The organism is Plesiocystis pacifica SIR-1, assembly GCF_000170895.1.
GTDB lineage: Bacteria > Myxococcota_A > Polyangia > Nannocystales > Nannocystaceae > Plesiocystis > Plesiocystis pacifica.
Map to the genome: position 1 here is coordinate 25079 of NZ_ABCS01000031.1, position 23194 is coordinate 48272.

28 protein-coding genes are annotated in these 23194 nt (G+C 67.5%); 5 read left to right on the forward strand and 23 right to left on the reverse strand.

From position 1 onward, the window contains the following. Window positions 1-147 precede the first annotated feature (147 nt). Complete coding sequence (locus PPSIR1_RS17470; protein WP_232296503.1) at window positions 148-1062, reverse strand: alpha/beta hydrolase-fold protein; 915 nt, start codon at window positions 1060-1062, stop codon at window positions 148-150. Between the two features lie 202 nt (window positions 1063-1264). Here PPSIR1_RS17470 and PPSIR1_RS17475 point away from each other — a divergent pair, with 202 nt between their 5' ends. Next, entirely contained in the window at window positions 1265-2458 is a 1194-nt protein-coding gene (locus PPSIR1_RS17475) for an RCC1 domain-containing protein (RefSeq protein WP_198154534.1), read from the forward strand. Window positions 2459-2883: 425 nt separating this feature from the next. Here PPSIR1_RS17475 and PPSIR1_RS17480 read toward each other — a convergent pair whose 3' ends face one another. The 10 genes from PPSIR1_RS17480 to PPSIR1_RS17525 form a co-directional block, all read right to left on the reverse strand. Next, complete coding sequence (locus PPSIR1_RS17480) at window positions 2884-3336, reverse strand: hypothetical protein (RefSeq protein ID WP_006972430.1); 453 nt, start codon at window positions 3334-3336, stop codon at window positions 2884-2886. 23 nt (window positions 3337-3359) lie between these two features. Further along, window positions 3360-3923, reverse strand: a complete 564-nt coding sequence (locus PPSIR1_RS17485) for a hypothetical protein (protein WP_006972431.1) — start codon at window positions 3921-3923, stop codon at window positions 3360-3362. 725 nt (window positions 3924-4648) lie between these two features. Next, on the reverse strand, window positions 4649-5896 hold the full coding sequence (locus tag PPSIR1_RS17490) for a hypothetical protein (RefSeq protein ID WP_157595656.1): 1248 nt from the start codon (window positions 5894-5896) through the stop codon (window positions 4649-4651). A 69-nt stretch (window positions 5897-5965) separates the two neighbouring features. Continuing rightward, complete coding sequence (locus tag PPSIR1_RS17495) at window positions 5966-6412, reverse strand: hypothetical protein (protein WP_006972433.1); 447 nt, start codon at window positions 6410-6412, stop codon at window positions 5966-5968. Window positions 6413-6945: 533 nt separating this feature from the next. Further along, window positions 6946-7506 (reverse strand): hypothetical protein, encoded by a 561-nt coding sequence (locus PPSIR1_RS17500; RefSeq protein ID WP_006972434.1) that lies wholly within the window; start codon window positions 7504-7506, stop codon window positions 6946-6948. 250 nt (window positions 7507-7756) lie between these two features. Beyond that, the gene (locus PPSIR1_RS17505) at window positions 7757-8044 is read right to left on the reverse strand and encodes a hypothetical protein (RefSeq protein ID WP_157595657.1); all 288 of its coding nucleotides are present in this window, start codon (window positions 8042-8044) and stop codon (window positions 7757-7759) included. Window positions 8045-8052: 8 nt separating this feature from the next. Further along, the gene (locus PPSIR1_RS17510) at window positions 8053-8328 is read right to left on the reverse strand and encodes a hypothetical protein (protein ID WP_157595658.1); all 276 of its coding nucleotides are present in this window, start codon (window positions 8326-8328) and stop codon (window positions 8053-8055) included. Between the two features lie 22 nt (window positions 8329-8350). Beyond that, window positions 8351-8686, reverse strand: coding sequence for a hypothetical protein (locus PPSIR1_RS17515; RefSeq protein ID WP_006972437.1), 336 nt, complete (start codon window positions 8684-8686; stop codon window positions 8351-8353). 312 nt (window positions 8687-8998) lie between these two features. Next, window positions 8999-9184, reverse strand: a complete 186-nt coding sequence (locus PPSIR1_RS17520) for a hypothetical protein (protein WP_006972438.1) — start codon at window positions 9182-9184, stop codon at window positions 8999-9001. A gap of 18 nt (window positions 9185-9202) precedes the next feature. After that, the gene (locus PPSIR1_RS17525) at window positions 9203-9580 is read right to left on the reverse strand and encodes a hypothetical protein (protein WP_006972439.1); all 378 of its coding nucleotides are present in this window, start codon (window positions 9578-9580) and stop codon (window positions 9203-9205) included. Window positions 9581-9696: 116 nt separating this feature from the next. Here PPSIR1_RS17525 and PPSIR1_RS51270 point away from each other — a divergent pair, with 116 nt between their 5' ends. Then, on the forward strand, window positions 9697-10131 hold the full coding sequence (locus tag PPSIR1_RS51270; RefSeq protein WP_086001430.1) for a DUF4279 domain-containing protein: 435 nt from the start codon (window positions 9697-9699) through the stop codon (window positions 10129-10131). Here PPSIR1_RS51270 and PPSIR1_RS50205 read toward each other — a convergent pair. From PPSIR1_RS50205 to PPSIR1_RS17555, 7 genes are all read right to left on the reverse strand, one after another. Then, window positions 10128-10340 carry a hypothetical protein gene (locus tag PPSIR1_RS50205; protein WP_006972441.1) on the reverse strand — a complete coding sequence of 71 codons (213 nt, stop codon included), beginning with the start codon at window positions 10338-10340 and terminating at the stop codon, window positions 10128-10130. The two genes, PPSIR1_RS51270 and PPSIR1_RS50205, sit on opposite strands and share 4 nt — an antisense overlap. Next, window positions 10337-10501, reverse strand: coding sequence for a hypothetical protein (locus PPSIR1_RS47965; protein ID WP_006972442.1), 165 nt, complete (start codon window positions 10499-10501; stop codon window positions 10337-10339). Before PPSIR1_RS47965 ends, PPSIR1_RS50205 begins: the two co-directional genes overlap by 4 nt. Before the next feature lie 87 nt (window positions 10502-10588). Beyond that, window positions 10589-11170, reverse strand: a complete 582-nt coding sequence (locus tag PPSIR1_RS17535) for a hypothetical protein (protein WP_006972443.1) — start codon at window positions 11168-11170, stop codon at window positions 10589-10591. A 116-nt stretch (window positions 11171-11286) separates the two neighbouring features. Further along, window positions 11287-12375, reverse strand: coding sequence for a hypothetical protein (locus PPSIR1_RS17540; protein WP_006972444.1), 1089 nt, complete (start codon window positions 12373-12375; stop codon window positions 11287-11289). Beyond that, the gene (locus PPSIR1_RS17545) at window positions 12372-12905 is read right to left on the reverse strand and encodes a PDZ domain-containing protein (RefSeq protein ID WP_157595659.1); all 534 of its coding nucleotides are present in this window, start codon (window positions 12903-12905) and stop codon (window positions 12372-12374) included. Before PPSIR1_RS17545 ends, PPSIR1_RS17540 begins: the two co-directional genes overlap by 4 nt. 314 nt (window positions 12906-13219) lie before the next feature. Beyond that, window positions 13220-13573 (reverse strand): helix-turn-helix domain-containing protein, encoded by a 354-nt coding sequence (locus PPSIR1_RS17550; RefSeq protein WP_045116217.1) that lies wholly within the window; start codon window positions 13571-13573, stop codon window positions 13220-13222. Window positions 13574-14124: 551 nt separating this feature from the next. Further along, a complete protein-coding gene (locus PPSIR1_RS17555) occupies window positions 14125-14715 on the reverse strand; it encodes an RNA polymerase sigma factor (RefSeq protein ID WP_157595660.1) in 591 nt (196 codons plus the stop codon). A 121-nt stretch (window positions 14716-14836) separates the two neighbouring features. On the opposite strand from PPSIR1_RS17555, the gene PPSIR1_RS43025 reads away from it, so the two are divergent. Further along, complete coding sequence (locus PPSIR1_RS43025; RefSeq protein WP_006972449.1) at window positions 14837-16333, forward strand: serine/threonine-protein kinase; 1497 nt, start codon at window positions 14837-14839, stop codon at window positions 16331-16333. On the opposite strand, the gene PPSIR1_RS17565 is transcribed toward PPSIR1_RS43025, so the two are convergent. Continuing rightward, window positions 16330-16836 (reverse strand): hypothetical protein, encoded by a 507-nt coding sequence (locus tag PPSIR1_RS17565; protein ID WP_006972450.1) that lies wholly within the window; start codon window positions 16834-16836, stop codon window positions 16330-16332. The two genes, PPSIR1_RS43025 and PPSIR1_RS17565, sit on opposite strands and share 4 nt — an antisense overlap. Before the next feature lie 1049 nt (window positions 16837-17885). Here PPSIR1_RS17565 and PPSIR1_RS17570 point away from each other — a divergent pair. Further along, a complete protein-coding gene (locus PPSIR1_RS17570; RefSeq protein ID WP_198154535.1) occupies window positions 17886-18743 on the forward strand; it encodes a hypothetical protein in 858 nt (285 codons plus the stop codon). A gap of 284 nt (window positions 18744-19027) precedes the next feature. Continuing rightward, window positions 19028-20206, forward strand: coding sequence for a tyrosine-type recombinase/integrase (locus PPSIR1_RS17575; RefSeq protein ID WP_006972453.1), 1179 nt, complete (start codon window positions 19028-19030; stop codon window positions 20204-20206). Between the two features lie 362 nt (window positions 20207-20568). Here the strand turns inward: PPSIR1_RS17575 and PPSIR1_RS43030 are convergent, their stop codons facing one another. From PPSIR1_RS43030 to PPSIR1_RS17595, 4 genes are all read right to left on the reverse strand, one after another. Then, window positions 20569-20991, reverse strand: a complete 423-nt coding sequence (locus tag PPSIR1_RS43030) for an SRPBCC family protein (RefSeq protein ID WP_006972454.1) — start codon at window positions 20989-20991, stop codon at window positions 20569-20571. Window positions 20992-21074: 83 nt separating this feature from the next. Then, window positions 21075-21929 carry a helix-turn-helix domain-containing protein gene (locus tag PPSIR1_RS43035; RefSeq protein ID WP_006972455.1) on the reverse strand — a complete coding sequence of 285 codons (855 nt, stop codon included), beginning with the start codon at window positions 21927-21929 and terminating at the stop codon, window positions 21075-21077. Between the two features lie 113 nt (window positions 21930-22042). Beyond that, complete coding sequence (locus PPSIR1_RS17590; protein WP_006972456.1) at window positions 22043-22492, reverse strand: integrin alpha; 450 nt, start codon at window positions 22490-22492, stop codon at window positions 22043-22045. Beyond that, entirely contained in the window at window positions 22489-23193 is a 705-nt protein-coding gene (locus tag PPSIR1_RS17595; RefSeq protein ID WP_045116218.1) for an integrin alpha, read from the reverse strand. The genes PPSIR1_RS17590 and PPSIR1_RS17595 overlap by 4 nt, the downstream gene beginning before the upstream one ends. Between the last annotated feature and the right edge of the window lies 1 nt (window position 23194).

Consider the following 23194-nt stretch of genomic DNA (forward strand, 5'->3'; position numbering starts at 1 on the left):
CTGCTCTACCCCCACAGGCATCTGAGGACCGGGGGCGCTTCGTCGCTATCCGCTCCTCCGCTTTGCCTTGGTGGGCAATGGTGTTCGTGCCCTGGAGAGGGCATGGGGTCGCCCCCGCTCGCGGGGGCGTGGATCCGTTGACAGCGTCTAAGTCCCAGGCGGCAGCAGGAAGTCGGCCACGGGCTGGGTGGGGATCCTCGCGTGCCCGGCCTTGGGCATGCGCACCAGCCGGACCGTCGCGCCGTGGTCCTCGGCGAGCTGCGTCAGCTTGCCGGCGCCCTGGTCAAAGCCGAACAGGTCGCGCTGTCCGGAGGTGATCAGCAGGGGCGGGGTCGCGGGGCCGAGGTTGCGCTGGGCGAGGGCGAAGATGTCCCCCTCGAGGTCGAACTCGGCCCGGCTCGCAAACTGCGGGCCCATCTTGAGCCGGCAAAAGCCGGTGGCCACGCCCACGGCCGGCGTGAACGCGCGGCTGCTTCGGGCGTAGCGGTGGATCTCGGCCGGCCCGCTCCACGGGGTCAGGTCGTGGAAGGCCGGCGAGGCGGCGACGACTCGGTCCGCGAAGTCGGGCTCGTTGAGGGCTAGGTAGGCGGCGTTGATGCCCCCCATGGACACGCCGAAGAGCAGGCGGCGCTCGACGGGGGCGTCGGTGCGCGCGTGAACCTCGGCCTCGACGCGCGGTACGACCTGGCGCAGGAAGTGCTCGCGCAGGGCCGGCACGCCAAAGATCCACGCGCGGCCGTAGGAGATCGACGCGACCACGGGCTCGGCGACGCCGCGGCGTCGCCAGTGATCGCGGATCGCCCGGGTGGGGCGGCGATCGAACCACGAGCGATCGTTGCTCATCCACCCGTGCAGGAAGTAGAGCACCGTCTTGGGCCCGCGCGTCTGCCCCGGCTCGTCCAGCTTGCCCGGGTAGGACAGCGAGTAGCGGCACGGCCAGTCGGCGTCCGGGAGGCGGCGGCGCAGGGTCGTGTAGCCCAGGCGCCGCTGCTCGGTGCGCTTGGCCTTGGGCGAGACTCGAACGATGAACGAGGGCGCCTTGGGCCGCGAGGGACGGGGCATCAGCACGGTCGTGGGACCCTACCCGCCGGTCCGAAGGGGATTGTCTAGGTTGTGTCAGCGACAGACCTTCGTTCGGCACTCATGGCTCAAAGCGTGAGGGTCGCGCGGGGTGGGGCCGACGCGTCGACGACCGGCAGAACTCGTTTTGGCCGAGCCTCGGGGTGGATTTGTCCTGGCCACGGTCCTGCGCCAAGATGCTCCGGTGATCGCGCACGCTCGTCGACCCGGCCTCGGCCTCGCCGCACTCGTGGCTCTGAGCCTGAGCTGTACCTGGAGCACCTCGCCCAAGCCGCCGCCGAACAAGCCAACGCCGACGCCTCAGCCCACGCCGCAAAAGCCCCGGCCAACGCCCACGCCGGAGCCGCAAGTCGACGCCTTCGTGAAGGTCAGCGCGGGGAACCAGCACAGCTGCGCGCTGCGGGAGTCCGGGGCCGTGGCCTGCTGGGGCCGCAACTCCTACGGCCAGCTCGGCAACGGGACCCGCGACGACAGCACGACCCCCGTAGCCGTGCTCGGGTTGAGCGACGCCGTCGCCCTGTCCGTGGGCGGAGACTTCAGCTGCGCCCGGCGCAAGGCGGGCTCGGTGGTGTGCTGGGGCAACAACCAGGACGGCCAGCTCGGGGACGGGCGCGGGGCCAAGGTCGGGGTGTGGAGCACCAAGCCCACGGGCGTCGCCGGGCTGACCGAGGTCCGGGAGGTCGCCGCGGGGGCTGCCTTCGCCTGCGCGCTGCGGGGCAACGGCAGCGTGGCTTGCTGGGGCGAGGGCGCCAACGGGCAGATCGGCTCCGACGCCGAGCGGGCCTTCGCGCGCCCGCGGGCCATCTCGGGCGTGGCCAAGGCCGTGTCCGTGGCCGTGGGCTCCAAGCACGCCTGCGCCGTGGAGCAGGGCGGCCGGGTGATGTGTTGGGGCCGCAACAGCGAGGGCCAGCTCGGCGACGGAGCCGTCGCCTCGCGCATCAACGCCAAGCCGGTCCAGGGCCTGAGCGACGCCGTGTCCCTGGTCTCGGGCGGCAGCCACACCTGCGCCCTGCGCAAGGGCGGCAAGGTCAGCTGCTGGGGCGACGGCCGCGACGGTCAGCTGGGCGTGGGCCCGGGCACGGACAAGGTCCGCACGCCCAGGGCCGTGTCGGGCCTGGCCGGCATGAAGAAATTGGTCGCCGGAGACGAGCACACCTGCGCGATGTTCTCGGCCACGGACGTGCGCTGCTGGGGCAGCAACGCCGAGGGGCAGATCGATCGCAGCAAGCGCGACCAGGCCACGCCCAAGAAGCTCGACGGCGTGCGCGGGGTGGTCGACATCGACGCGGGTCACCGCCACACCTGCGTGGTGTCGGGCGGCAAGGTCTACTGCTGGGGGTCGGCCGAGCGCGGGGCCCTCGGACCCAACCCGCGCTGAGTTCCATTTTGCCCCCGCAGCCGACTGGGACCGGGGGCGCTTCGTCGCTGTCCGCTCCTCCGCTTTGGCTTGGTGGGCAATGGCGTTCGTGCCATCGAGAGGGCATGTGGTCGCCCCCGCTCGCGGGGGCGTGGATTCGTTGACGAGCGGCGGCGTCTCTGAGCTCTGTTTTGCCCCCACAGGCGCCTGGCCCGGCGTTTTCAGCTGTTCGGCAAACGACGCGGGCGTGGATCTTCGGTAGGACCGGCTGGCGCCTGGGTTTGAGGGAATTTAGGGGAGGCTCGTGGAGTCTGGTCCCAGCTCGTTCCAGAGCGTCTCTGGAGAGATGCTGGAGACGGAGCTTTGACGTCGACGGCCCGGTCCTTCACGCGACCTACGACGCCACTTCGAGGGGCCTGTGCTTGGTGACCTTCATGCCGTGAGCGTCAGCGATCGCGCTGCGTGGCCAAGTCGTGCCGCTGCTCGTCGATCTCGGCGAGGCAGCGCTCTTGTTCGTGGATGAAGGTGTCGACCGCGTCGAGGATCAGCCAGTCCTCGCAGCGCTCGAGGCGGTAGTTCGTGTCGCGGGCGCCCGTGCTCGTGCGCCGGGGGATGAAGGGGCGCAGGGCGAGGGTGAACGGGTTGTCGATCCACCCGCGCGGGCAGCCGTCAGCGACGTCCTCCCAGGGACGCTTCCAGTCGACGGGGTAGCCCGAGACGCGCTCGCCCTCGAGGCCCGGGTCCGGGGCGCGGCCGAGGTAGCGCAGGAGGAAGCGCGGCTCGATGAGCCAGTGGACCGGCTCGAGGTCGAGGCGCGTGCACCCGCGCCGGGCCCGTTGCTCGTCGAGGAGCTCGCCGTGGCCGTCCCGGCACTCGCGGTCGCAGTCGAACAGCCGCATGGCCCGGCCGGGGTCCCCCGGGTCTAGGGCGAACTGCCAGGCCCAGAGGCGGAGGGCTTTTTTTCGGCACGCGTCAGATCCTGGCTCGCGCGCAGGACCGCCTCGCCGACCTCGTGGAAGATGTCGCGGCCGAGGAGCTGCTCGATGCGCCCCATGTCCTTCTCGCCGAGGGTCTTCGACTTCTTGAAGCGGGCCTGCAGCTCGAGGTTGGGGACGCCGTCGATGGTCTCCACGCCCAGGCGGAAGGCGGCCTCGTAGGCGGCGTAGAGCTGCCCGCCCTGCTGGAGCGCGAGGAGGTTGTTGCGCTGATTGCGGGTGAGGCGCCGAAGGTGGAAGCGGACCGGCCCCTCGGCTTGGTCGAGGTACTGCTCGACCGTGGTCAGGTCGTAGCGGGTCTCGCCGAGCTGGTAGCGGACCATGGGGTGGTCCTCCACGGCGTCCCAGGCCACGGGGCGGTCCTGGTCGGGCTCGCCCTCGCCCTCGATGACCTCGAGCTCGTAGTTGATGCGGTCGCGGTCCCAGGCGGTGTCGTCGCGGGCGATGAAGATGATGGGGGTGGTGGGGTTGTGGATGGTGGGAAGGGCCATGTAGTCTCTCACGTCGTGTCGAGGACGAACATCATTCTCAAGGCATGGAGCACCATTATGCTCCTAGGTTTCTGTGCATATGCTGCACTTACACTGTTTGGTGTCATTCCCACTAGCGTAAGCCGGGTAACTCTGGGCATTCTTTCTGTGGGAGTTGGCGTAGTTTCCATCGCACACCTTGTTGAATCTCGACTTGCCAGTCACACAATGAAGACATACGAGGGGTTGCTCTCTGAATTGCGTCAGTACATGGAGACCACAGAGACCCATCTCCAGCGCTCAGAACATATCCGTGAGGTTCTCGATGAACAAGCACAGGTCCTAGAATCTCTCAGGAAGATGTCAGGTCGCCCGGACATTCCGGAAGGAGTCAGAAGCCTCTTGCTACAATTGCCCGACACGTCGCCGACGAAGGGACAGCCATCTGATGAGGGATCCGAATGAACATTATAGGCATGTTCATTCTGGCAGCCGTGTTTCTTGTGGCATTGCCATTCCTTGTGCTCAGGCAGCTGCCAGACTGGGGAACTGTCGCCCCCCTTTGCCTCTCAGTACTTCCCGCTGCGTCGTCACTCACTCAACTTGTGCCCGTTGCCATGGGGTACCAGGAGACAGTTAACGTCACTCCATTCCTTCAGTTTAACATGGCCCTTGCGAGCCTGATGATATTTGCCACTGTTGTCATAATCTATGGGACAACATGGCTTGAAATGAAGAAGCGAGACTTAGTTAGCAAAGAGGAAGAGCAAGCTTGAGCGCCCGATCTCGCTGGAAGCCATGCGCTCGTGACCCCGAAACACCAACCGGCTCGCCGTGAGGTCCGTCTGCACCCCACGCCCCGGATCCTCCCGGTAGCTCAAACTCGGCCAGTACATCCCGATCGCCCGCTGTGAGGCGATGCCCACCTGCAGCAGCAGGTGCTTCCGCACCCGCCCTACGAACTCCTGGCGACACGCCTTCGAGTGGTAGGTTGAGAACGAAACGCCGCACTCGCCCCACCCGTCGCCCACGTAGCCCTGCACGCCCTCGAGGCCGTTCACGCCAGCGACGGGCTTGTGGGTGATGCCCACCTTGGGCTCGAGGCTGCCGAGGATCGGGATGTCCGCGAGGGGCTGGCCGAAGGTGGCCATCTTGACGAGGGTCTCGTCGCCGATGCTGGACACGACGGGGTCGTTGCCAGCGGGGAGGCCCTCGAGGGTGACGCCGTCGAGCTCGGGCTCCTCGTGGCGGAAGCGGGCGCACTGGCCCTCGAAGCGGGCGGACACGAGTGCGCCGGGCTGGATGGCCTCGAGGGTCATGCTCAGCTTGGCGCCGAGGGCCTCGTAGATGTCGTCGGGGCCCTCCTCGCCGCGGAACAGCAGGCCCAGGGTGAGGTGGCCGGGGTCGTCGTGCTTGGTCAGGGCGTGCTGGTCGAAGTAGGCCATGAGCACGGCCTTGGCGACGTCGTTGGCCGTGGGCTCGAAGGCCAGGGGGCGGTCGAGCTGCAGGGCGTTGCCGTCGAGCTTGGCGTCGATTCGGTGGAACTCGCCGCGCTGGGCTGCGGTGTTGAAGGCGAAGATCCAGTCGTCGACCTCGAGGAGCTCGAAGTGCTCGGCGTCGACGACGGGCTGGGCGGGCGTTCCCTCGCCGGTGAAGGCGGCGGCGTAGCCTCGGCGGGCGCCGCCGAGGGCGGTCTGGTAGAGGATGCGGTCGGGGCCGTCGGGGCACTGCTGGCCGGGCGCGGCGGAGTTGGGGATGCCGGCGACGTAGCGGCCGAAGCTGAAGGTGCCGTTGCGCAGGCCGAGGATGTCGTCGTGGGGGTTGTTGACGCGGACGCGGTAGTTGGCGTTCTCGAGGGTGGCCTGCTTGAGGCCCTCGACGCTGGGCTCGAGGCAGTAGAAGAGCTGGCCGTCGGTGGTCCAGTTGGCGGGGGGCTGGGCGAACTGCTGCTCGGGGACGAGGGCGACGCGTTTGGGGAGGGCGTGGGCGATCATGGTGAGCTCCAACGCGACGAGGCGCGGTCCCGGGTGGGAGCGCGCCTCGAGCAGGTGGATGGTGGTGGGTCAGTAGCGAGCGCGGTAGCGCAGCTCGAAGGTGTGGGCGATCTGGACGAGGGAGCCGTCCTCGCCGGGGTCGACGTAGGGGCTGCCCTCGTAGGTCACGGCGATGATGCCGGACTCGGGGGACTTGGCGGCGTTGAGGGCGTGGCGGAGGTCCTGCCAGTCATCCTCGGCGAGCTCCTCGATGAGCTCGGGGGAGCCGCGGTAGTCGGTGATCACGGCGAGCTCGACGGCGGTGTCGACGGTGCCGGAGCTCCACTCGCCGCCGGGGGTGAAGTGGCGGGGGGAGAACTCGAGGCGGAAGCGGCGGGTGAATGCGGGGACCTCGGGGCGGCCGGATTCGTTGGGGGTCCAGGGGTGCTCGGTCTTCTCCGCTGGGTTCCGGGGCAGGAGCGAGGTGATGACCTGGGATAGTTGCGGCCGGAGCTTGCTGATGGTGGTGCGTTGCATCGTCTGTTCTCGAGCTCCGGGTTAGCCGTTGGGCCCATGCTTAGGTGAGCGACGATGAAGGGCCATCAATGGTGTCCAGCAAGTCGTGAGGAAGCCCCCCGGAGAACGGGGTCCCGTCGGGCCTCCAGTGGATGCTCGTGCACAAGGCGTGCAAGGGCGTGCAAGGGCGTGCAAACGAGTTTTGCGAAGTAGGGTCTTGAAGAGGCTGGCTGCTCTTGCCTCTGATCATTGAACGTGGTCTGCTTGTTCCGACGCCAGTAAAGAAAAGGCTCACCAATGACGGTGAGCCTTCGCTGCTCGCAGCGGTGCTGCCGGTATCAGCAGAAGTAAGCACCTTCTGATATCGCGTCTTGGCTGTTCTTTCAACTTTCCGCTACCAGCGCCAGCGGGACAATTCCGGAAGAAGACTACGCTCATGGCTGAAACCGCCACTTTGGGTGCACTCGCCCTCGTTGTTATCCTTGTCGCCTACGTTGGAAAGACCGTCCGCGACATTGGATGAGCTTGGCGGCTAGTTCGCGGTAAGACCGGGACTACAGATCAAGTGACAGTCCGGCTGTGGTGGGGCGCTTCGGGGTCCCACCACGGGCCATCTCGACTACGTCGAGCCCCTTCCCGCCCACAACCAGGTCATGCCAGGCCTGCGACCACGCAGCCTTGGCCAGCTCGAGGAACTCGGCCTTGCCCAAGTTCCCGGGCGCCTCCCCGTTGTGGGCCGCGTGAAGCACGAAGCGGGCGGCGACCAAGTCCGCCCCCCGCTCTCCCATCAGGAACTGGCTCGGCTCGAGCCCGTTCGCGCGCAGCTGGGACGACACCCAGCGCGTGGCGACCTGCACCCAGCCCTCGAGCTTCGAGGCCTGGGGCAGGCGCGCGACCAGGTTCGGCCACGCGTCGCGCACGAGCGCGACGACGTCGGCCTGGGCGACTCCCAGCCCCACCAGGCGCTGGATCCGAACCTGCTCCTGGGCGACCTCGAGGCGGCCGTCGAGGCGGGAGCGCCAGACCACGCGCAGGGGCGTGTCGGCCTCGACGAAGCGCTCCTGCGCGCTCACGTCGTCGGGGACGGGCGCCTCGAATACGTCGAGGGGCCGCATGCCCTCGTCGTCACGCCAGACCGGGACCTGCAGCTGGATGCGCAGCGTCGGGGCCGAGGCCGCAGGGCGTCGAAGCGCTCGACATCGCGGACCTGGGAGCGGGCCTTGTGGGCGCCGCTGGCTGTGATCAGGAAGTGGTCGCGGAGGCGCGACTCGACGATGTGGGCGCGGTGCAGAGCTCGACGTGGTAGCGCGGCGGCCGGGCGAGGGCCCGGCGGGCTGCGGCGATGAGCTCTTGGACTTGTCCCATTCAGGTTGGGCTTCTCTCCTCGCTGACGAGGTCGTCGGCAATCCACTTCCCGAGGAGCGCGTCGAATTCGGCGTCGCTCATACCGTCGCCATCGGCGGTGACCCGACGCCAGATCGTGGCCTTCAACAGCTCATCCAGTGGAATCGTCGGGAACGCCTGCCCAAGCCCGCCCACGATCACTCGGCCGCAGAGCTCCCTACCGAGGAGCTTTGCCAGGACCTGGGCGAGGACATGCGGCGGATCGCCGGTTTCTCTGGCGTGCTTCCTGAGCTTCTCGAAGGCGCTCATCTTGGGCTTCATTCCTCGTTGGCGAGATCGTCGGCAATCCACTTCCCGAGGAGCGCGTCGAATTCGGCGTCGCTCATGCCGTTGCCGTCGGGGGCGAGCCGATGCCAGACAAGGGCCTCCAGCGCCACCTCCAAGGGGATTCCCGGAAACGCGCGTCCGAATACGCCCACGAGCAGTCCGCCGTCCAGCTTCGTGTCGAGCATCTCTGCCAGGACCTGCACGAGAACATGTGGAGGATCGCCGGTTTCTCTGGCGTGTTTTCTGATCCGCTCGAAGGCGCTCACCCTCGGAGCCTATCAGTCTTCGCTACGCGAGATCCTGTGCTTGACCCGCCTCGCGGCGCTGCCGGTCGAGCAGGTCTGCGAGCCGGCGGACCTCAACCAACTCGGCCGGCTTGTCCGCGTCGAGGGCCGTCTTGAAGCAGCTCCGCGCCATAGCCAGGAGCTCGAGCTTCGCCTTGCGTGATCTCGACCCGCGGCAGGCCTTGGCCTCGGCGACGAGCTCGAGGCCGATCTTCGCCCAGTAGCGCCCGCTCTCCGTGAGCCGCTCGGCGACGCTCGCCTCGAGCGTCTCGTCGAGCTCGCCCGCCTCGAGGGCCCGGTCGACGAGCTCCGAGGCCTCGCTGGTCTTGGTCGCCGTCACTTGAGGCTCGGGAACTCGCCGCCGCGGGTGGTCGGTTGCTTGGGGGTCTCGACGGTCGCGCTGTGGGCTCGGCGAGGTCGAGGCGCAGCTCGTCGACGAGCTTGCGCATGTCGAGGTCAAAGGCCAGGGGCGTGGCGACGGCGAAGTCGAGGGTGAAGCTGTTCCGGGAGCGGCTGCGGCTGCCGTCGTTGCGCTTGACCATGCGCCGGCCCTGGTCGAGGACGATGACCTCGCCGGGGCCGGCGGCCTGGATGCGGCGGCGGGCGACCCCTCGGCGGAGGCGGCCGGACTTGGTGCGGATCGCTCGGGGCATCAGCTCATGTAGAAAGCGAAGGCCTGGAACACCCCCGCGATGAGCAGCAGCGCCCCTACAGCTCTAGCCATCGCCAGAGCTTGCTTCTCCTTGCCCCCGCTTGCTTTGGTCAGCCAGGAGAGAGGCGAGAGGAGGAGAAAGAGACCGAGGACTCCGGGGAGTAGTGCGTTGATGTGGGCGCTCATCAACGACAGGGTAGCGCTTCAGCTAGCGAGCTCGAAGCGGAAGACCCGGCCGCCGATGTGGTGGACGCGGTCGAGGGTGACGTCGGTGCCGTTGAGGACCAGGCGGCGGACGAGCTTGGCGTCGTGCTCGGAGGTGCAGCGGGCCCACTGGTCGCCGCCGATGAGGACGAGGTGGGCCTCGCCGTCGCGGGCGAGGTGACCGCGGGTGGTGGTCTCGGCCTTGCGCTGGACGACGGGGATGGGGGTGGAGGTGTCCCGTTTGCGGACGGCGGGGGCGCGGGGACGCGTCGGGGCGCTGGTCTGGGGCGTGGGCCGGCCGGTGGGCTGGCGAGTCGGGTTGCCGTGCGCTTCGGGGGCGGCGGTGGTCGGGGGCAAGTTGTCGGGATCGTTGGGCACTTCGGGGCTCAGGGGGCTAACGGGGAATTTTCGAGGGTCGGCCGGCGAAAAAAACGGGCCCGGGTACCCGCCCGCGTGTTTTTCGGCGGGGTGTACGCGGAAGGGGGAGGGTTGTAATGAGTGCAGCAGACGTGTCGGGCGCGGATGTCGAAATACTCGTGGTCTTCTCAATCGTCGGAGACGACTTCGACCTCGATGACTGTTCGAGTCGAGTCGGGCGCCAGCCGACCACGACATGGACGCAAAAACGAGAACACCTTCGGGCCCGAGCAGATCTAGCGAACACATCCTGGACAGTCGCGTCAGGCTGGAATGCTGGCGACTGTGTCAATGATGCAGTCTCTGCGCTGCTAGACGAGGTCTGGCCTTACCAGCAGCAGGTTGTGGCGTACGTCGAGTCTCGCGGCCTGACTGCACACGTTGAGTGTAGTGTCCGAATGTGGGCTAGCGCTCCGCTGTACAGCCTCTCGGTTGAGTCGATGGAGCGGCTTACAGCGCTGAACGCAGGGTTTTATCTCGACCTCTACGACTACCGTGGAGACGACTCCTAGCCACGTACGACTGGTCCGGTCACTCCACGTCGCCTCTTCCGCGCGAGCTTCCCCATGATCGTCTCCCGGGCCGTCTCGGGTAGCCCATCGGCATGGGTCATGTAGATCGTCAGCGCGTCGAAGAGCTCTTCGATGTCCGCCTCGTGTCGCGCCAACGCGCTCTCGTGCTTGTGGCTGCGGTCCCGCAGCTGCACGAGGTCCCCCTTCACGAGCCCATCCAGTGTGCCTCGGTGAGCTGCTCCTGAATCGTCGCCAGCCGTTCAGTCAGCGCGTCGCCGCGGGTCACCCGGACGCCGTAGCCCGTGCCGCCTCCGAGGAGCAGCAGGACCAGCCCGCCGAGGATGTCCAGGATGCTCGGGTCGATGTTCACGCCTGCTCCCTTCAACGCGACGAGGCCCCGCAGCCGACCGTTCTCGGGTCAAACTGCGGGGCCTCGCTCGACGCGGAAGCTCGCCGCTCACAAGGCGCAGCTATCCGTCGCCACTACACCCTGACTTGCCAATTTTCGCCCTGCAAGCCCTTTCTTGGCCGGCCGACCGCGACGCCCACGGACTCCCCACACGCCCAGACGCGTGGACCGTGCCGTCCGCTCGCTGACACTCGCAAACTTCGCAACCGCCCGATCGAGCTCGGCGAAAGATCCGATCTCCCCGCGCACGACCCCGGCCGCGAGGTCCCGCCCGATGGGCTCGAAGATGACCCGCGCGCGGGCGAGGTCGCGGGGCGGCGCGACGGGGCCGAAGACCGGCAGCGACGCGAGCTCGGCCTGCTCGCGGCGGACCTCCTCGCTGAGCCAGCTCTCGTCTACCACGCGGGTGGTCTTCATGACCTCGCCGTCGACCAGGGCGTACCAGGGCATGGTCGCTGGCCGCTCGACGCGTCGCTCGAGCAGACCGAGCTCGAGCAGCTCGACCTCGAGGGCCCGGACGACGCTGGCCGCCGTCGTCGCGCTCGCGGCTGCCTCTCGGCGCAGGGCCTCGACCTGGGCGCTGGCGTCTGCGTTGTCCTCGAGGGACCGGGCGAGGCCCTCGGCGGCCATGTCGGCCGGGTGCGTCGACCAGCTCCGGCCCTCGTCGTCGACGTCGTGATCCGAGCGCGTCGCCCAGGCGATGACCTCGTCGGCCTACTCGTCGTGGGGGTCCACGCCAGCCCGGGCTACGGCAGCGTCTCCGAGCGAACCGCGACACTCACCACTCGAGCCTCGTTGCTTGCGATGATCAACTCATAGCGAGCCGGGGCGAGCTCGAGGATTTGGCCTGCCCCCTGCCCATCGATGAGCACCCCCGGCCCTTCCGGCACACTTGGAGTCGAGATGGGTACGTCACCCTGCTCTGGCCCTGGCTCCTCCTCGGGCCGAGCCAAGATGTCCTCGTCGGGGCAGCGCTGGATGAACAGCCTGTCCGCGTCTGAAGTCACCCGAAAGCCCCCCTGCGAGGTGACCTCGAAGCTCCGCCGCATACCGAGCTCGGAGCTCCCCCACAGCGTCTGATCGTTGTCACAATCGAGCTCCAAGTCGTCCGCCCATTCACCAGGCGTCGTCTCCGTGAGCGCCCCGAACTGGCAGGTCTCGAGCACGGCGAAGCTCCACGGAGCCTGAGCGGCGTACTCCGCTTGCGCCTCCGCGAGGGTCTGTCCCGTGATCGCCTCGAACGCCACCTCTGGATCTCGCGGATCGCTGAGCAGCTCTCGAACAGCCTGGGCGCCGTAGACCTCCCAGGCCCAGCGCACGAAGTGCCCAGCGCTCGCGTAGTCGACGACGTCATCGTCGCGGAAGAAGTTCTCGAGCAAGGGCGTGGCGCCCAAGACCGTCCGATGTTGATCGAGGGCTTCGGCGATGCCCTCGGACCACATCGCCGAAGGCTTCCCCAAGGGGATCGCCACCGCGTGTACGAGCTCGTGGCCGACCGCGTCCTGACTGGTGTAGATCGTGTGGGTGTCCCGCCGATAGCATCCCGCCTGGTCGGCGGAGCAGTAGTCGTTCCAGCCCACGGAGGCACCCCGCCAGAGATAGACGTCGACCTTGCCCTCCATCTGCGTCGAGAGCAGATCTTCGACCCGGACCACGTGTTGCTCGAGGTAGGCGAGGTCACCACCACAAAGGGGTTGCCCATCGGCCACCCCGATTCGCATGTGCTCGGTCTCGTGGGTCAACTCGAAGGGAGGCTCCTCCTCCGCGCACGCCGCAACGCTCCCGAGGCCAAGACCCAGGAGCACGGCGGACAGCGTCAGGGTCGCGGGCTTCATTCGAGGCGGTAGGACTGTAGCACCCGCTCTCCGCCACGAACAATGGTCAGCTCGAAGGTCCCTTGCCCCTGGAGTAGGTCGTAGAGCTCAGGCATCGCACCCAAGCCGGACAGGTCTTTGCCGTTCACCGCAGCCAACTCATCGAAGCGCTCGAGGCCGAGAGCCTCACACAGCTCTCCGGCGAAGGCGATGAACCAGGTCCCGTCGTCCTTGGTGCGGAGCACGGTCGCGTCGGCCTCCAGCAGACTCAGATCGTCGAGGATGAGCTCGAAGGCTGCTCGGTCGATCACTCGAGTACCTGTTGACTCGAGCTCGACAAAGGTCAACGGGTCCCAGGTGGCGCCGCTCCCCATGGTGGTACCCGAGCCCGCCTCATCACCCCCACCGTCTTCTTGGCAATGCGGGACAACGTCACCGGGCAGCCCACCGCCCTCGCTACAATTGAACGCGGCGATGTTCGCGTCTGGCCCGCACTGGACCTTGGTGATCCCCAAGCCCACGTGACACTCGACCCCGACCTCGAGGTTCACCAGGCACACTGATTGACATGCCACCTGCCCTTCGCTGCCTTCCTGCAAGTCATCACCGCAAGCTCCGCCTAGAGTGAAGGCCAAGCAGAGTGCGAGACCCTTGAGTCGGTTCGTCCCCTTCATGAACGGAGAGTCGCACCGCAGATGTTCTGAGTCGAACCCGGTGGATGTGACCTAGCCTCCAACTTGGAAGAGACTCAGGGCCTGCGGCGAACCCGCGTGCACATCTCGCCTCTGGGAGGCCCCTTCAAGCCTCGGCGAGTTCGTAGCGCAGCGCCCGGGTCGTGGAGGTACTCGGCGTCGCCACTTGTGGGTCAGTCCTGGTTTTCATCGTTGGTCCTTCGGCTGAGTTCGTCGAACAACAGCCGCAGTATCCCTGTCACGAGCTCCAGATCTCGTGGGCGGCGCGCGAGTGCGAGGTCGATGAGTTCTCGAGCCTCGTCACGGGCTCCGGTCTCGAAGCTCATGAACAAGGTGCTCACCATGAGGTCGAGGCCCGTACATAGCTTGATGACCGTGTCGAGGCTCGGCGAGAAGCCTGCGTGCTCGAGGCGTCGGATCGTGTCGGCGGAGAGCCCAGAGCGCTCCGCGAGCTCCTCCTGCGTCATACCTCGTGCCTTGCGCAGGCTTCGGACGTGACGGCCGAAACGTGTCCGGAGTAGCTTCATCCGAACGCTCAGGGCGAAGGCGTCTCGTTTGAGAGGCAACGGTAGCGGGTCGAGCTCGTTCGCCCCACACGCTCGGCGTCCCCTCCGTCGACCAAGCGAGCGAGGGACGCTTGGAGCTTCCAACGCGGTCCGCCGACGCGCTCGCGCAGGTAGGCCGCGCAGACCCAGTCAGAGCCCGTCGTCGACGCTTCGTGCAGACTTCCCGGACGAACTCGTCAAACAGCTCACCCGACGCCTGCTGAGCGGCCTCGAGCCGCTCGCGGTCTCGGTTTGTGTCTGCGACGAAGGGCCGGCGTACGATGACGGTGACCTCCGTAGACAAGAGCTCCTCGATCCGCAGGTCACGAAGCAGCGCGGCGCGAGGTCCACCCCCTTCGATGAACCGCAAGAGCTCGCTGAGCTTCCAGTGAGGGTGGTCGCGCAAGACCGTGAGGAGGACATGGCGCTCCGCCTTGGCGAGTCGCGGGACGAGCTGAAGGGACGGCATTGAGGAACCACCGCCTGGGCGAGACGGGAAGTTCCGGGGGCACCGCAAAGGCGGAACCAGCGCGCTACGTCGAAGGGGTCGCGGACGCTCGGAGCTTGGCCCGGATCCGCCGCTTCAGCTCGATCTTTGCGCGATGTCGGCGAGTTCGGATCGTCGCCGCGGCGGTCGCTTCCTTTTTAGCGAAGGACTCGACATCGCCACCAGCGAGCTGGTCCTCGACCGCGCGTCGAAAGGGCTCGGCGAGTCGATCGAGCTCTCGCGCCAGTAGGTCTCGCTTTTCTTGGCGCTCGAGGGCGGTGATCGGGCCGGTCCCATCGTGGACGAGCGCGCTGAGGTCGACGTCGCGCCCGAGCTCTGCATCTCGCCGGCTTTGCCCACGGGCAGCTCGCAGGGCTTGAATCCGGGCGACGCTGCCCACCCAGCGGGCGAAGGCTTCGTCATGGACGGGCGCGAAGCTGGAAAAGCGCTCCCAGATCAGCTCATTCGACTGTTGGGCGAGGTCGCGGGCGAGGTGGTAGGGGAAGCGCCGCTCGAAGTAGCCGATCAGCCAGCGGTCGACCCCGTGCACGAGCATCGCCTTCGCGCGGGCGCGGTCACGCGGGGCGGATCTGCGGAGCGCGTCGAGGTATGCCCGGTAGATCGCGTTTAGTCCCATGCAGACCAAGTGTACACGCGGGGAGAGGGGAAGGATTGGCCATGAGGACAGCGCGTTCAGGGGGCGTCGACGCGCCGAGCCCAGATGGTCGTCTCGGTGGTAGCCTGCTCCCGCGCCGCTCATGGATGCCGACCTGCCGCCCGACGACGATGGGCCCGACGAGCTCGACCCGAGTGAGCCCATCGACGAGATCCCGCTGCTGGATGAGTCGGAGCGGCTGCCCCCCGCTTGGCGCGAGCTCCTCGCGGAGATCAGCGCCTGCCGAGCGGTCCATCAGCAGATGCCCGAGGAGCCGCTGTTTCGGATCGGGCGCTACGAGATCGAGGACTACATCGGGCACGGTGGTATGGGGGTGGTGGTTCAGGGGCGCGACCCGGAGCTCGAGCGCCCGATCGCCATGAAGCTGTGCCTGGGGGCGCGAGCGAAGGCCGAGGAGGCGCTGCTTCGGGAGGCGCGGGTCCTGGCGAAGCTGGACCATCCCAACATCATCCGGGTGTTCGACGCGGGTCGCTACGAGGGCCACTTGTTCGTGGTCATGGAGCTCGTCGAGGGCGAGGACGCAGGCCGGTGGAGCCGACGCTGGGTCGAGCTCGCCGAGGTTCGCCGAGTCTACGTCGCCGCGGCGCAGGGTCTCGCGGCGGCGCACGAGGCGGGGGTGCTGCACGGGGACTTCAAGCCCTCGAACGTGCTGGTCGCCCAAGGGGGGCGGGTGCTCGTGGCGGACTTCGGCGTAGCTGAGGCGCTCGGCGAGGCTGGAGAGGACTCGGCTCCCAACGAGGGGCCTCGGCGGGGGACGCTCCTCTACATGGCTCCAGAGCGTTTGTGGGGCGAGGCTGGGGATGCGCGCTCGGATCTTTACTCGCTGTGCGCGTCGATGTGGCAAACGGTCTATGCGAGCCCGCCTTTCGAGGGGTCGAGCGCGAGTGAGTTGCTCGCGGCGATCGAAGCGAGGGACCTGCGCGAGGGCTATGACGCGCTCGACGACGTGCCGGAGTGGTTGGCGGCGGCGCTGCGGCGTGGGCTGGCCGAGGAGCCTGACGATCGCTTTGGATCGATGGCGGAGCTCATCGAGGCCCTGCGCAACGAGGAGACCGACGACGGAGGCTCATCCGGTGGGGGAGTCGGGAGCTGGCGCGGACGTTCGGGCTTTCTACACGGGCTGCTCCTGGGCCTGTCGGGGTTCGCAGGCTTCGCCGTCGTGCTGCTCGTGCTCTTCGTGCAGATGACGCGGCCGAGTGTCGGCAAGCTGGTCCCGGAGTTGACCGTCGCAGAACCGGCCGAGACCCGATCTGCGGCTGATGTCGCAGTCCGGTTAATCGGAGAGGGACGCTACGAAGAGGCTCAGGCCGTCTGGGAGGCAGAGGAAAGCCGACGCAAAGCGGAGGGCGAGCCCGTCGCCGAGCCTGCTCTCGCCATCGCCCAAGCTTACCTCGAGCGCGCGAAGACTCTGATCGAGACCTCCCCCAAGCTGTCGGGCAAGCTCGCGGGGCTGGCGGTCGAAGCCGCTAGCACGGCCCGCACTGAACTGTGGGAGGAGGGACTCCCCCGAACCCACGCAGATAAGGTCCGTGGGGAGGCCCTGGCTCTTCAGCAGCGTGCGAAGGCCGCCAAAGATTAGCCCTCGAGGCAGTCCACAGTTCCGTCTTCGTTCGTCGCGCCTCCATCGCAGAAGGTGCTGTAGCCATCGATCTCAGCACAAGCCCAGAGCATATCGGCGCTGATCTCTTCGCAGCCCTGCCAGGTGCAGCACAGAATCGATGAGCCCATGGGGGTTGCGACTGGATCGAGTTCATCGACGCAGAAGCCAAGATCGCACGCGCCGGGGAAGGGCTGGTAGCACACCGCACCATCAGCGACGGCCTCGCCGTACTCGCAGTGGCGGCGCTCGCCTACCACGCAGCGATCGTTCGCGTCGGGGAACTCGCAGGTCGAGTTGTCTCCGTCGATGGTGCAGCACAAATCCGCGTCGAGTCGGGGAGCGTCGGGGCCCGTCCACTGGCAGTAGCGGGAGAAGGTCTGGCCCAAGCCATCGGTGTAGGGGCTTCCGTCGTCATCGATATAGACGTCGGCGCACAGGTCCGGGGCGAGGATGAGGGTGGAGAGGATGAACGTGAGCATCATCCTGCGACGCTATCAGCGCGAGAGAGGCCGCTGGCCTCGCCGGTCATGGGCCTGTGTCGCGTCGATCATGACGACCCACGACCGAGAAGTCGTCGCGGCGACGCTTCCTCACGGAGGGTTGGTACGGACTCAGGGCTCAGGTTCGACTTCGGGATCCCAACCGACCTCAACAGGGCGGCTGTGCGCGGGGTGGGCTCGACCAGTGGTTGGCTGAGAGCGACCCGTGGAGGATGGTCTCGACTCGTGAGGCCCCAGCGTCGACTAGCGAATACCAACCGCCGCCGGGGGGCGGACCTGGACCAGGAGTTGCTCATCGCTACAGCTCCCGACGATGATCGAGAGCTGAGGCCGACCTTCTGTCGGACCCTGTCGCGGTCTACCCGCAGCCGCGCGCTTCGGGGTAGTCGTCGCAGGCTGAGGTCCGTTGACCCACATCATGGGGACAATGCCCACACTTCAACTCTGTCACCCATGAGTCTGCCTCAGCACCACTATTAATTCTGGCCACGGTGGAAACAAGGAAGGGTGGAGGCGCGCTCAGGCCACACTTCGCCAAGAAGCGGCCAGCCTCGGGTGCCTCAGATGGTTTTCGGCGCGCATTTGACACGCGATTGATAGGCCGTTGGTACGCGATTGACAGGCCGTTGATACACCGAGAGCGCGATTTAGTACGCGATTGACAGGCCGTTGATACACCGAGAGCGCGATTTAGTACGCGATTGATAGACCGTTGACAGGCATCTGAGACACCCTCGGTAAAGCCGCGGCCGGAGCGCTCTGTGATGCGCCCCCAACCTCTGCGGGGTGACTCGTCCGGCACATATTCGAGGTGACCCAAAATGACCCCACGCCTGAGATGGGCGCAATTGGTGTGGTCATTTAAATCCTCGACGGACGTCGCAATTGGAGTCAGGCTCAGTCCATGGTTGAGCTACTCTCGAACACAGACACCAAGGCGCTGGCGAGTCTCGACGAAGACCGTGCGCGCCACGTGGTGGAGCGCGGTGCTCGATCCGGTCTCGAGGTTCAACACTGAGGAGGAGGAGCCGATGACCGCGATGAGGACCGTGGGCATCGTGGCGGCGACGCTCGCCACGACGGCCGTAATCGGCGGCGGAGCCTACTGGCTCTACAAGCGCCGGAAAAAGAAGAAGGACGACGAACTCGCGGACGACGACGACGTGGTTCTCAAGGACTTCGAGGACGACGACGACCCGATCACCCCCGACGACATCCGCCCTCGAGGCGGGTTCATGGATCGCAACACGCTCCCGGACGACGTGAAGCAGGAGTTCATCGAGGCCTTCGGCGGCTACGCGCCGCCCAAGGACGAGATCCTTGACAACCTCACCCAGGAAGACGTGATCTTGTTCGGCGTGAAGTCGGAGCCCGTGCCGGGCTACCCCGAGGTCAGGGAGGAGATCCTCACTGCCAAGGTGCGGACCGTCGAGGACACGGTGATCCGGGCGCGGATCTCCGAGCCCGAGGAGTTCTCCGCGCACCTCGGCTCCTACGCCGGTCATGGCTTTCGCTTCGGCGAGATGGTCGAGGTCCCGCGCGGCGTGATCATCTTCGCCGCGCGGCCCAAGCCCACGGACGTGACGGGCTACGGCAAGCACGGGCGTCCGGCGGGGACCTTCGAGTCCAGCCACGTGACGAAGAAGAGCTACGACGTGCACCCCGGCACGCCCTACGACCTCGTGATGCCCTACATCACCGACGACATCGAGTTCCACGTCGACCGCGCGATGGTCCGCTTCGAGCTCGTCGGGACCAAGGGGCTGCATCAGCAGATCGTGTTCAAGGAAGGCAGCATGCACGGCGACGTGACGCTCCGGGCGCTCGATCGGGATCCGAAGACGGGGCTGGTGTTCGTGGCGCGCTGGAACTTCCACATCGAACCGTGAGGACCAGTTACGGCCCGCGCGTAGGGGCCGAGACAAACTGGAGGTGAGCGGTGACGATCGAAGCGCGAGCGCCTCGAGCAGCTCAGTGTGGGAGCTTCGTGGTGCGCTGCCTCGACAACGACCCCATGGTCGGCAAGGGGCGTGACCTCGTCTGGCGCGGACGCTGAGCCCCAAAACTGAACCCGGCGGAACACGACGGACGGGCTTCGCGTCGTAGGCTGCCATCCGCTAGGATGGTCACCTACCGAAGAGCCACGCCCCGTCGTTGAGAGGAAACGACAACGATGAGCGTGAAAATCCGCCCCTACCGCAACGGGGGCTACGAAGTCGACATCATGATCCGCCTACCCAACGGCCAGACTCACCGCGAGCGACGCAAGTCGCCGTTCTCGGCCAAGTCTGCGTCGCTGCGCTGGGGCAGGGAACGCGAGCGCCACCTGCTGATCCATGGGTTGGCAACCGCCAGCGACGACGCTGGCCCGATAAAGAAGGAGGTCCCAACCCTGGCGGAGTTCGCCCCACGCTACATGGAGGGCTACGCCAAGGCCAACGGCCACAAACCATCCACCCTTGAGACCAAGCGCCAGGTCCTGCGCCTGCACTTGATCCCCGCGTTCGGGGACAAGCGCCTCGATCAGATCAACTCCGAGCTCGTCCAACGGCTCAAGGCCAAGCTCACCGAGCACATGGCCAACAAGTCGATCAACAACGTGCTCGGCGTGCTCAACACGATGCTGAAGTGCGCCGTCGAGTGGGGCGTGCTCGAGGAGCTGCCCGTCCGAGCCAAGCGCATGCGCGTGAAGAGCCCGTCGATGGACTTCTACGACTTCGACGAGTACGCGGCGCTGGTCAAGGCCGCGGCGGCGCAGAGTCCCGAGTGCCTGGTGTTCGTGCTGCTTGCCGGCGATGCGGGGCTGCGCGCGGGGGAGATCCGCGGGCTGCACTGGGCTGCGGTGGATCTGCGCCGGCGTCAGCTGACGGTCGAGCACTCGGAGTACAAGGGCGAGCTCACCACGCCCAAGTACGACAAGATCCGCACGATCCCGCTGACGCGGCGGCTCGCGGATGCGCTGGGGACTCTCCCCAGGGACTGCGAGCTCGTGCTGTACCGCGGGAGCGAGGGCCGGGAGATCCCGACCTCGCGGCAGACGGGGCGGACTATGCTGGAGAAGGCCCAGGACGCCGCGAAGCTGCGACGTCGAGGGCCGCACACGCTGCGACACACCTTTTGTAGTCACCTCGCCATGCGCGGGGCGGCGGCACGGGTGATCCAGCAGCTCGCGGGGCACGCGTCGCTGGTGACGACGCAGCGCTACATGCACCTGTCCCCGGGCGCGACCGAGGCCGCGATCGCGCTGCTCGAGCAGCCGGCCCCGGTCCTGAAGCCGGCTGAGCCCACGGCCGGGCCCCGGCTTGGAGAGATTCGGGAGACGGAGGGGCGCCAGCCCCCTCACGCCCCGTAGACGGACCTTTTGACCCCTCAAACCACGGGCGCCTGGGACCGGGGGCGCTTCGTCGCTGTCCGCTCCTCCGCTTTGGCTTGGTGGGCAATGGCGTTCGTGCCATCGAGAGGGCATGTGGTCGCCCCCGCAAGCGGGGGCGTGGATTCGTTGACGAGCGGTGGCGTCTCTGAGCTCTGTTTTGCCCACACAGGCGCCTGGGACCGGGGGCGCTTCGTCGCTATCCGCTCCTCCGCTTTGGCTTGGTGGGCAGTGGCGTTCGTGCCATCGAGAGGGCATGTGGTCGCCCCCGCTCGCGGGGGCGTGGATTCGTTGACGAGCGGCGGCGGAGGTTGAGTGGGCAGAAGCGGCGGCGTCTCTGAGCCCTATTTCGTCTCGAGCCAGGCCCCGAGGGCGGCGATCTGGCCCGCGTCGGTGCGGGCCACCAGCCAGCGCAGCACCGGGGCGAACAGGCCAAGGGGGCCCGACACGGCGCACCGGGCCGTCAGGCTCACCCGGGTGCGCTCGGGGTCGAGGGGGTCGAGGGCGTAGGCGTACTCCGCCTCGACGGCGCCCTGGCGGGAGCGAAGGACCAGGCGCTCGCCTGGCTTGCAGACTGCGATCTCGGCCTGGCGTGTCTTGCCCCGGGTGTGGAAGGTGAGCGTCGTGCCCACCGCCAGCGGGCCGTGGGCTTCGAGCCGGTCGATGCCGTGCATCCATCGACCGGCGTGCTCCCAGTCGACCATGGCCTGCCAGACGAACTCGACCGGGCGCGCGATGGTCTCGTCGACCGAAAATGCCTGTTTCATGCGGGGACCTCCATCGGATGTGGACCCAAGTTGCCACCAGCCGAGCCCCCGGTCTTGAACCGATTTGACCTGGAGGAGGTCGCTCAGCTCTCGGGCACGAAGCCGGCCCCGTCCCCGTGCTCGTCCGGCGGATAGTGGGTCCGCTGCGCGGCGAGGTAGGCCGTCGGCGTGACCCCGGTGTGCCGCTTGAAGTCCCGCACCAGGTGGGCCTGGTCGGACCAGCCCAGGTCGAGGGCGCGCTCGGCCCAGCGCACTGGCCCGTGGGCGTCGATCAGCGCCAGCAGCCGTCGCATGCGCAAGAGCCTGGCGAGGCGTCGAGGGGAGAGGCCGACGACTCGGGTGAACTCTCGATCGAGGTAGCCGTGGGAGATGTCCAGGGCCTGGGCGATGTCGGCCACGGGTCGGGTTGGATCGGCCTCGAGCATGGCCACGGCGGCGGCGCAGCGCTCGATGCCCTTGACCTCGTGATCGCGCTCGGCGAGGGCCGCGAGGGCGCCTTCGAGGGCAGCGAGCATGGCGTCGGAGCCCTTGCTGGCCAGCAAGCGACGGCGAAGCTCGGCGGCGGGGGGCCAGGCCTCCATCAGGTCGACCACCCGACCACGCAGCGACGCCGGGCGCAGGCCGAACACGGCCTCGCAGCCCACCGGGGTACACACGATGCCCACCGCGAAGGTCTCGCCGGTGGGCTCGTTGATGACCGGGCCATCGTGGGGTCCGATCAAAAAGCCCTGCTCGGCGCGCAGGGTCGGCCCTTGCCCGTCCCGGGGCGTCTGCAAGATGGCGTCGCCCAATACGAACACCGCCACCGTCGAGCCGGTGGGCGCGATGCGTTCCCGGCGATAGGGGATGGTGCCCCGGGCGTACCAGATGGACTCCACGAGCTGGTCGCCAGGGGGCTTCACTCCGCGGGGGACGAAATCAAACTCGAAGGTGCTCATGATCGTTCGCTGGCCCGTCGATGGGCGACGGCACCCAGCTTCACCTAGGCGCCGTCAGGCCGCGGGTCAAGGGCGCGGCTCGTCGCGCTCGTCGAGGTGGTGAGCTCTGCCGATCACAAGTTTCCGGTGAACACGGCGTAGGCCCGGCCGCTCGACGCGTCGGCGTCGTGGCTGTGGTGTGGGGCGCCGATGATCAGGTCGCCGCGGCCGTCTCCGTCGAGGTCGCCCGCTCCGGCGACGGACCAGCCCGCTCGCGCGTCGGCCTGTTCGCCCGTGAACACGAGGCCGCCGATCCCGAGTTCGACCTCGGCGAGGGCGACGGGGTCGCCGTCCTCCTTGCCGTAGACGAGGTAGGCTCGGCCGGCGCCGCTGGCCCCCATCACTTCGGACAGGGGCGCTCCGACGATCAAGTCGTCGAGGCCGTCGCCGTTGACGTCGCCGACCCCGTCGACGCTGTAGCCTGCGCCGTCGGAGAGCAGGGCCTCTTGGATGACGAAGCCACCGATCCCGTCCTCGAGCTCCTCGAGCAGCACTGGGGCAGGGTCGTCCTTGCCGAAGATCACGTAGATCGCGCTCGCCTTGTCGTCAACGCTAGAGCTGCCGAAGTGGTAGACACCAGGTTGTCGTAGGGGACGCCGATGAGCAGGTCGTCGAGGCCGTCGCCGTTGAAGTCGACCTCGCCCGCGACGGACCAACCCAGCTGGCTGTCGGCGAGGTCACCGTCGATGCTGTAGCCCATGCAGCCGAGCTCGCCGAGGGGGATCACCGGGGGCTCGTGCGGGGCGAGGGATTCGCCGACGCACGCTCCGCTGAGGCAGGCCTCGTCGACGACGCAGCCGAGCGGGTCCTCGCACGGCGTACCGTCAGCGAGGGGGACGGCGAGGCACTCTCCAGCGATGCACTGGCCCTCGACGCAGGGACCGTCGAGCTCGCTGCAGTCCTCGTCGCAGACGCCACCGGTGTCGGTGTCCGTGGTGTCGGTGTCGGTGTCCATGGTGTCGGTGTCGGTGTCGGTGTCGGTATCCGTGGTGTCGGTTTGGGTCGTGTCAGTACCCGTTTCGGTCGTGTCAGTGCCGGTGTCGGTCGTGCTCGAGTCTCCGACCTCGTCGCCGCCCGTCGTCTCGCCATCCGTGCTGGCTTCCGTGTCCATTTCCGTGTCAGCGCTCTCTCCCTCCGCGCCCGCGTCGTCGGTGCAGCTGGATGCGAGGAGGAGCGAACACAGGAGCAGGGGCGCGCTGAGGGCGATGGTCGTGCGAGAGGGCATC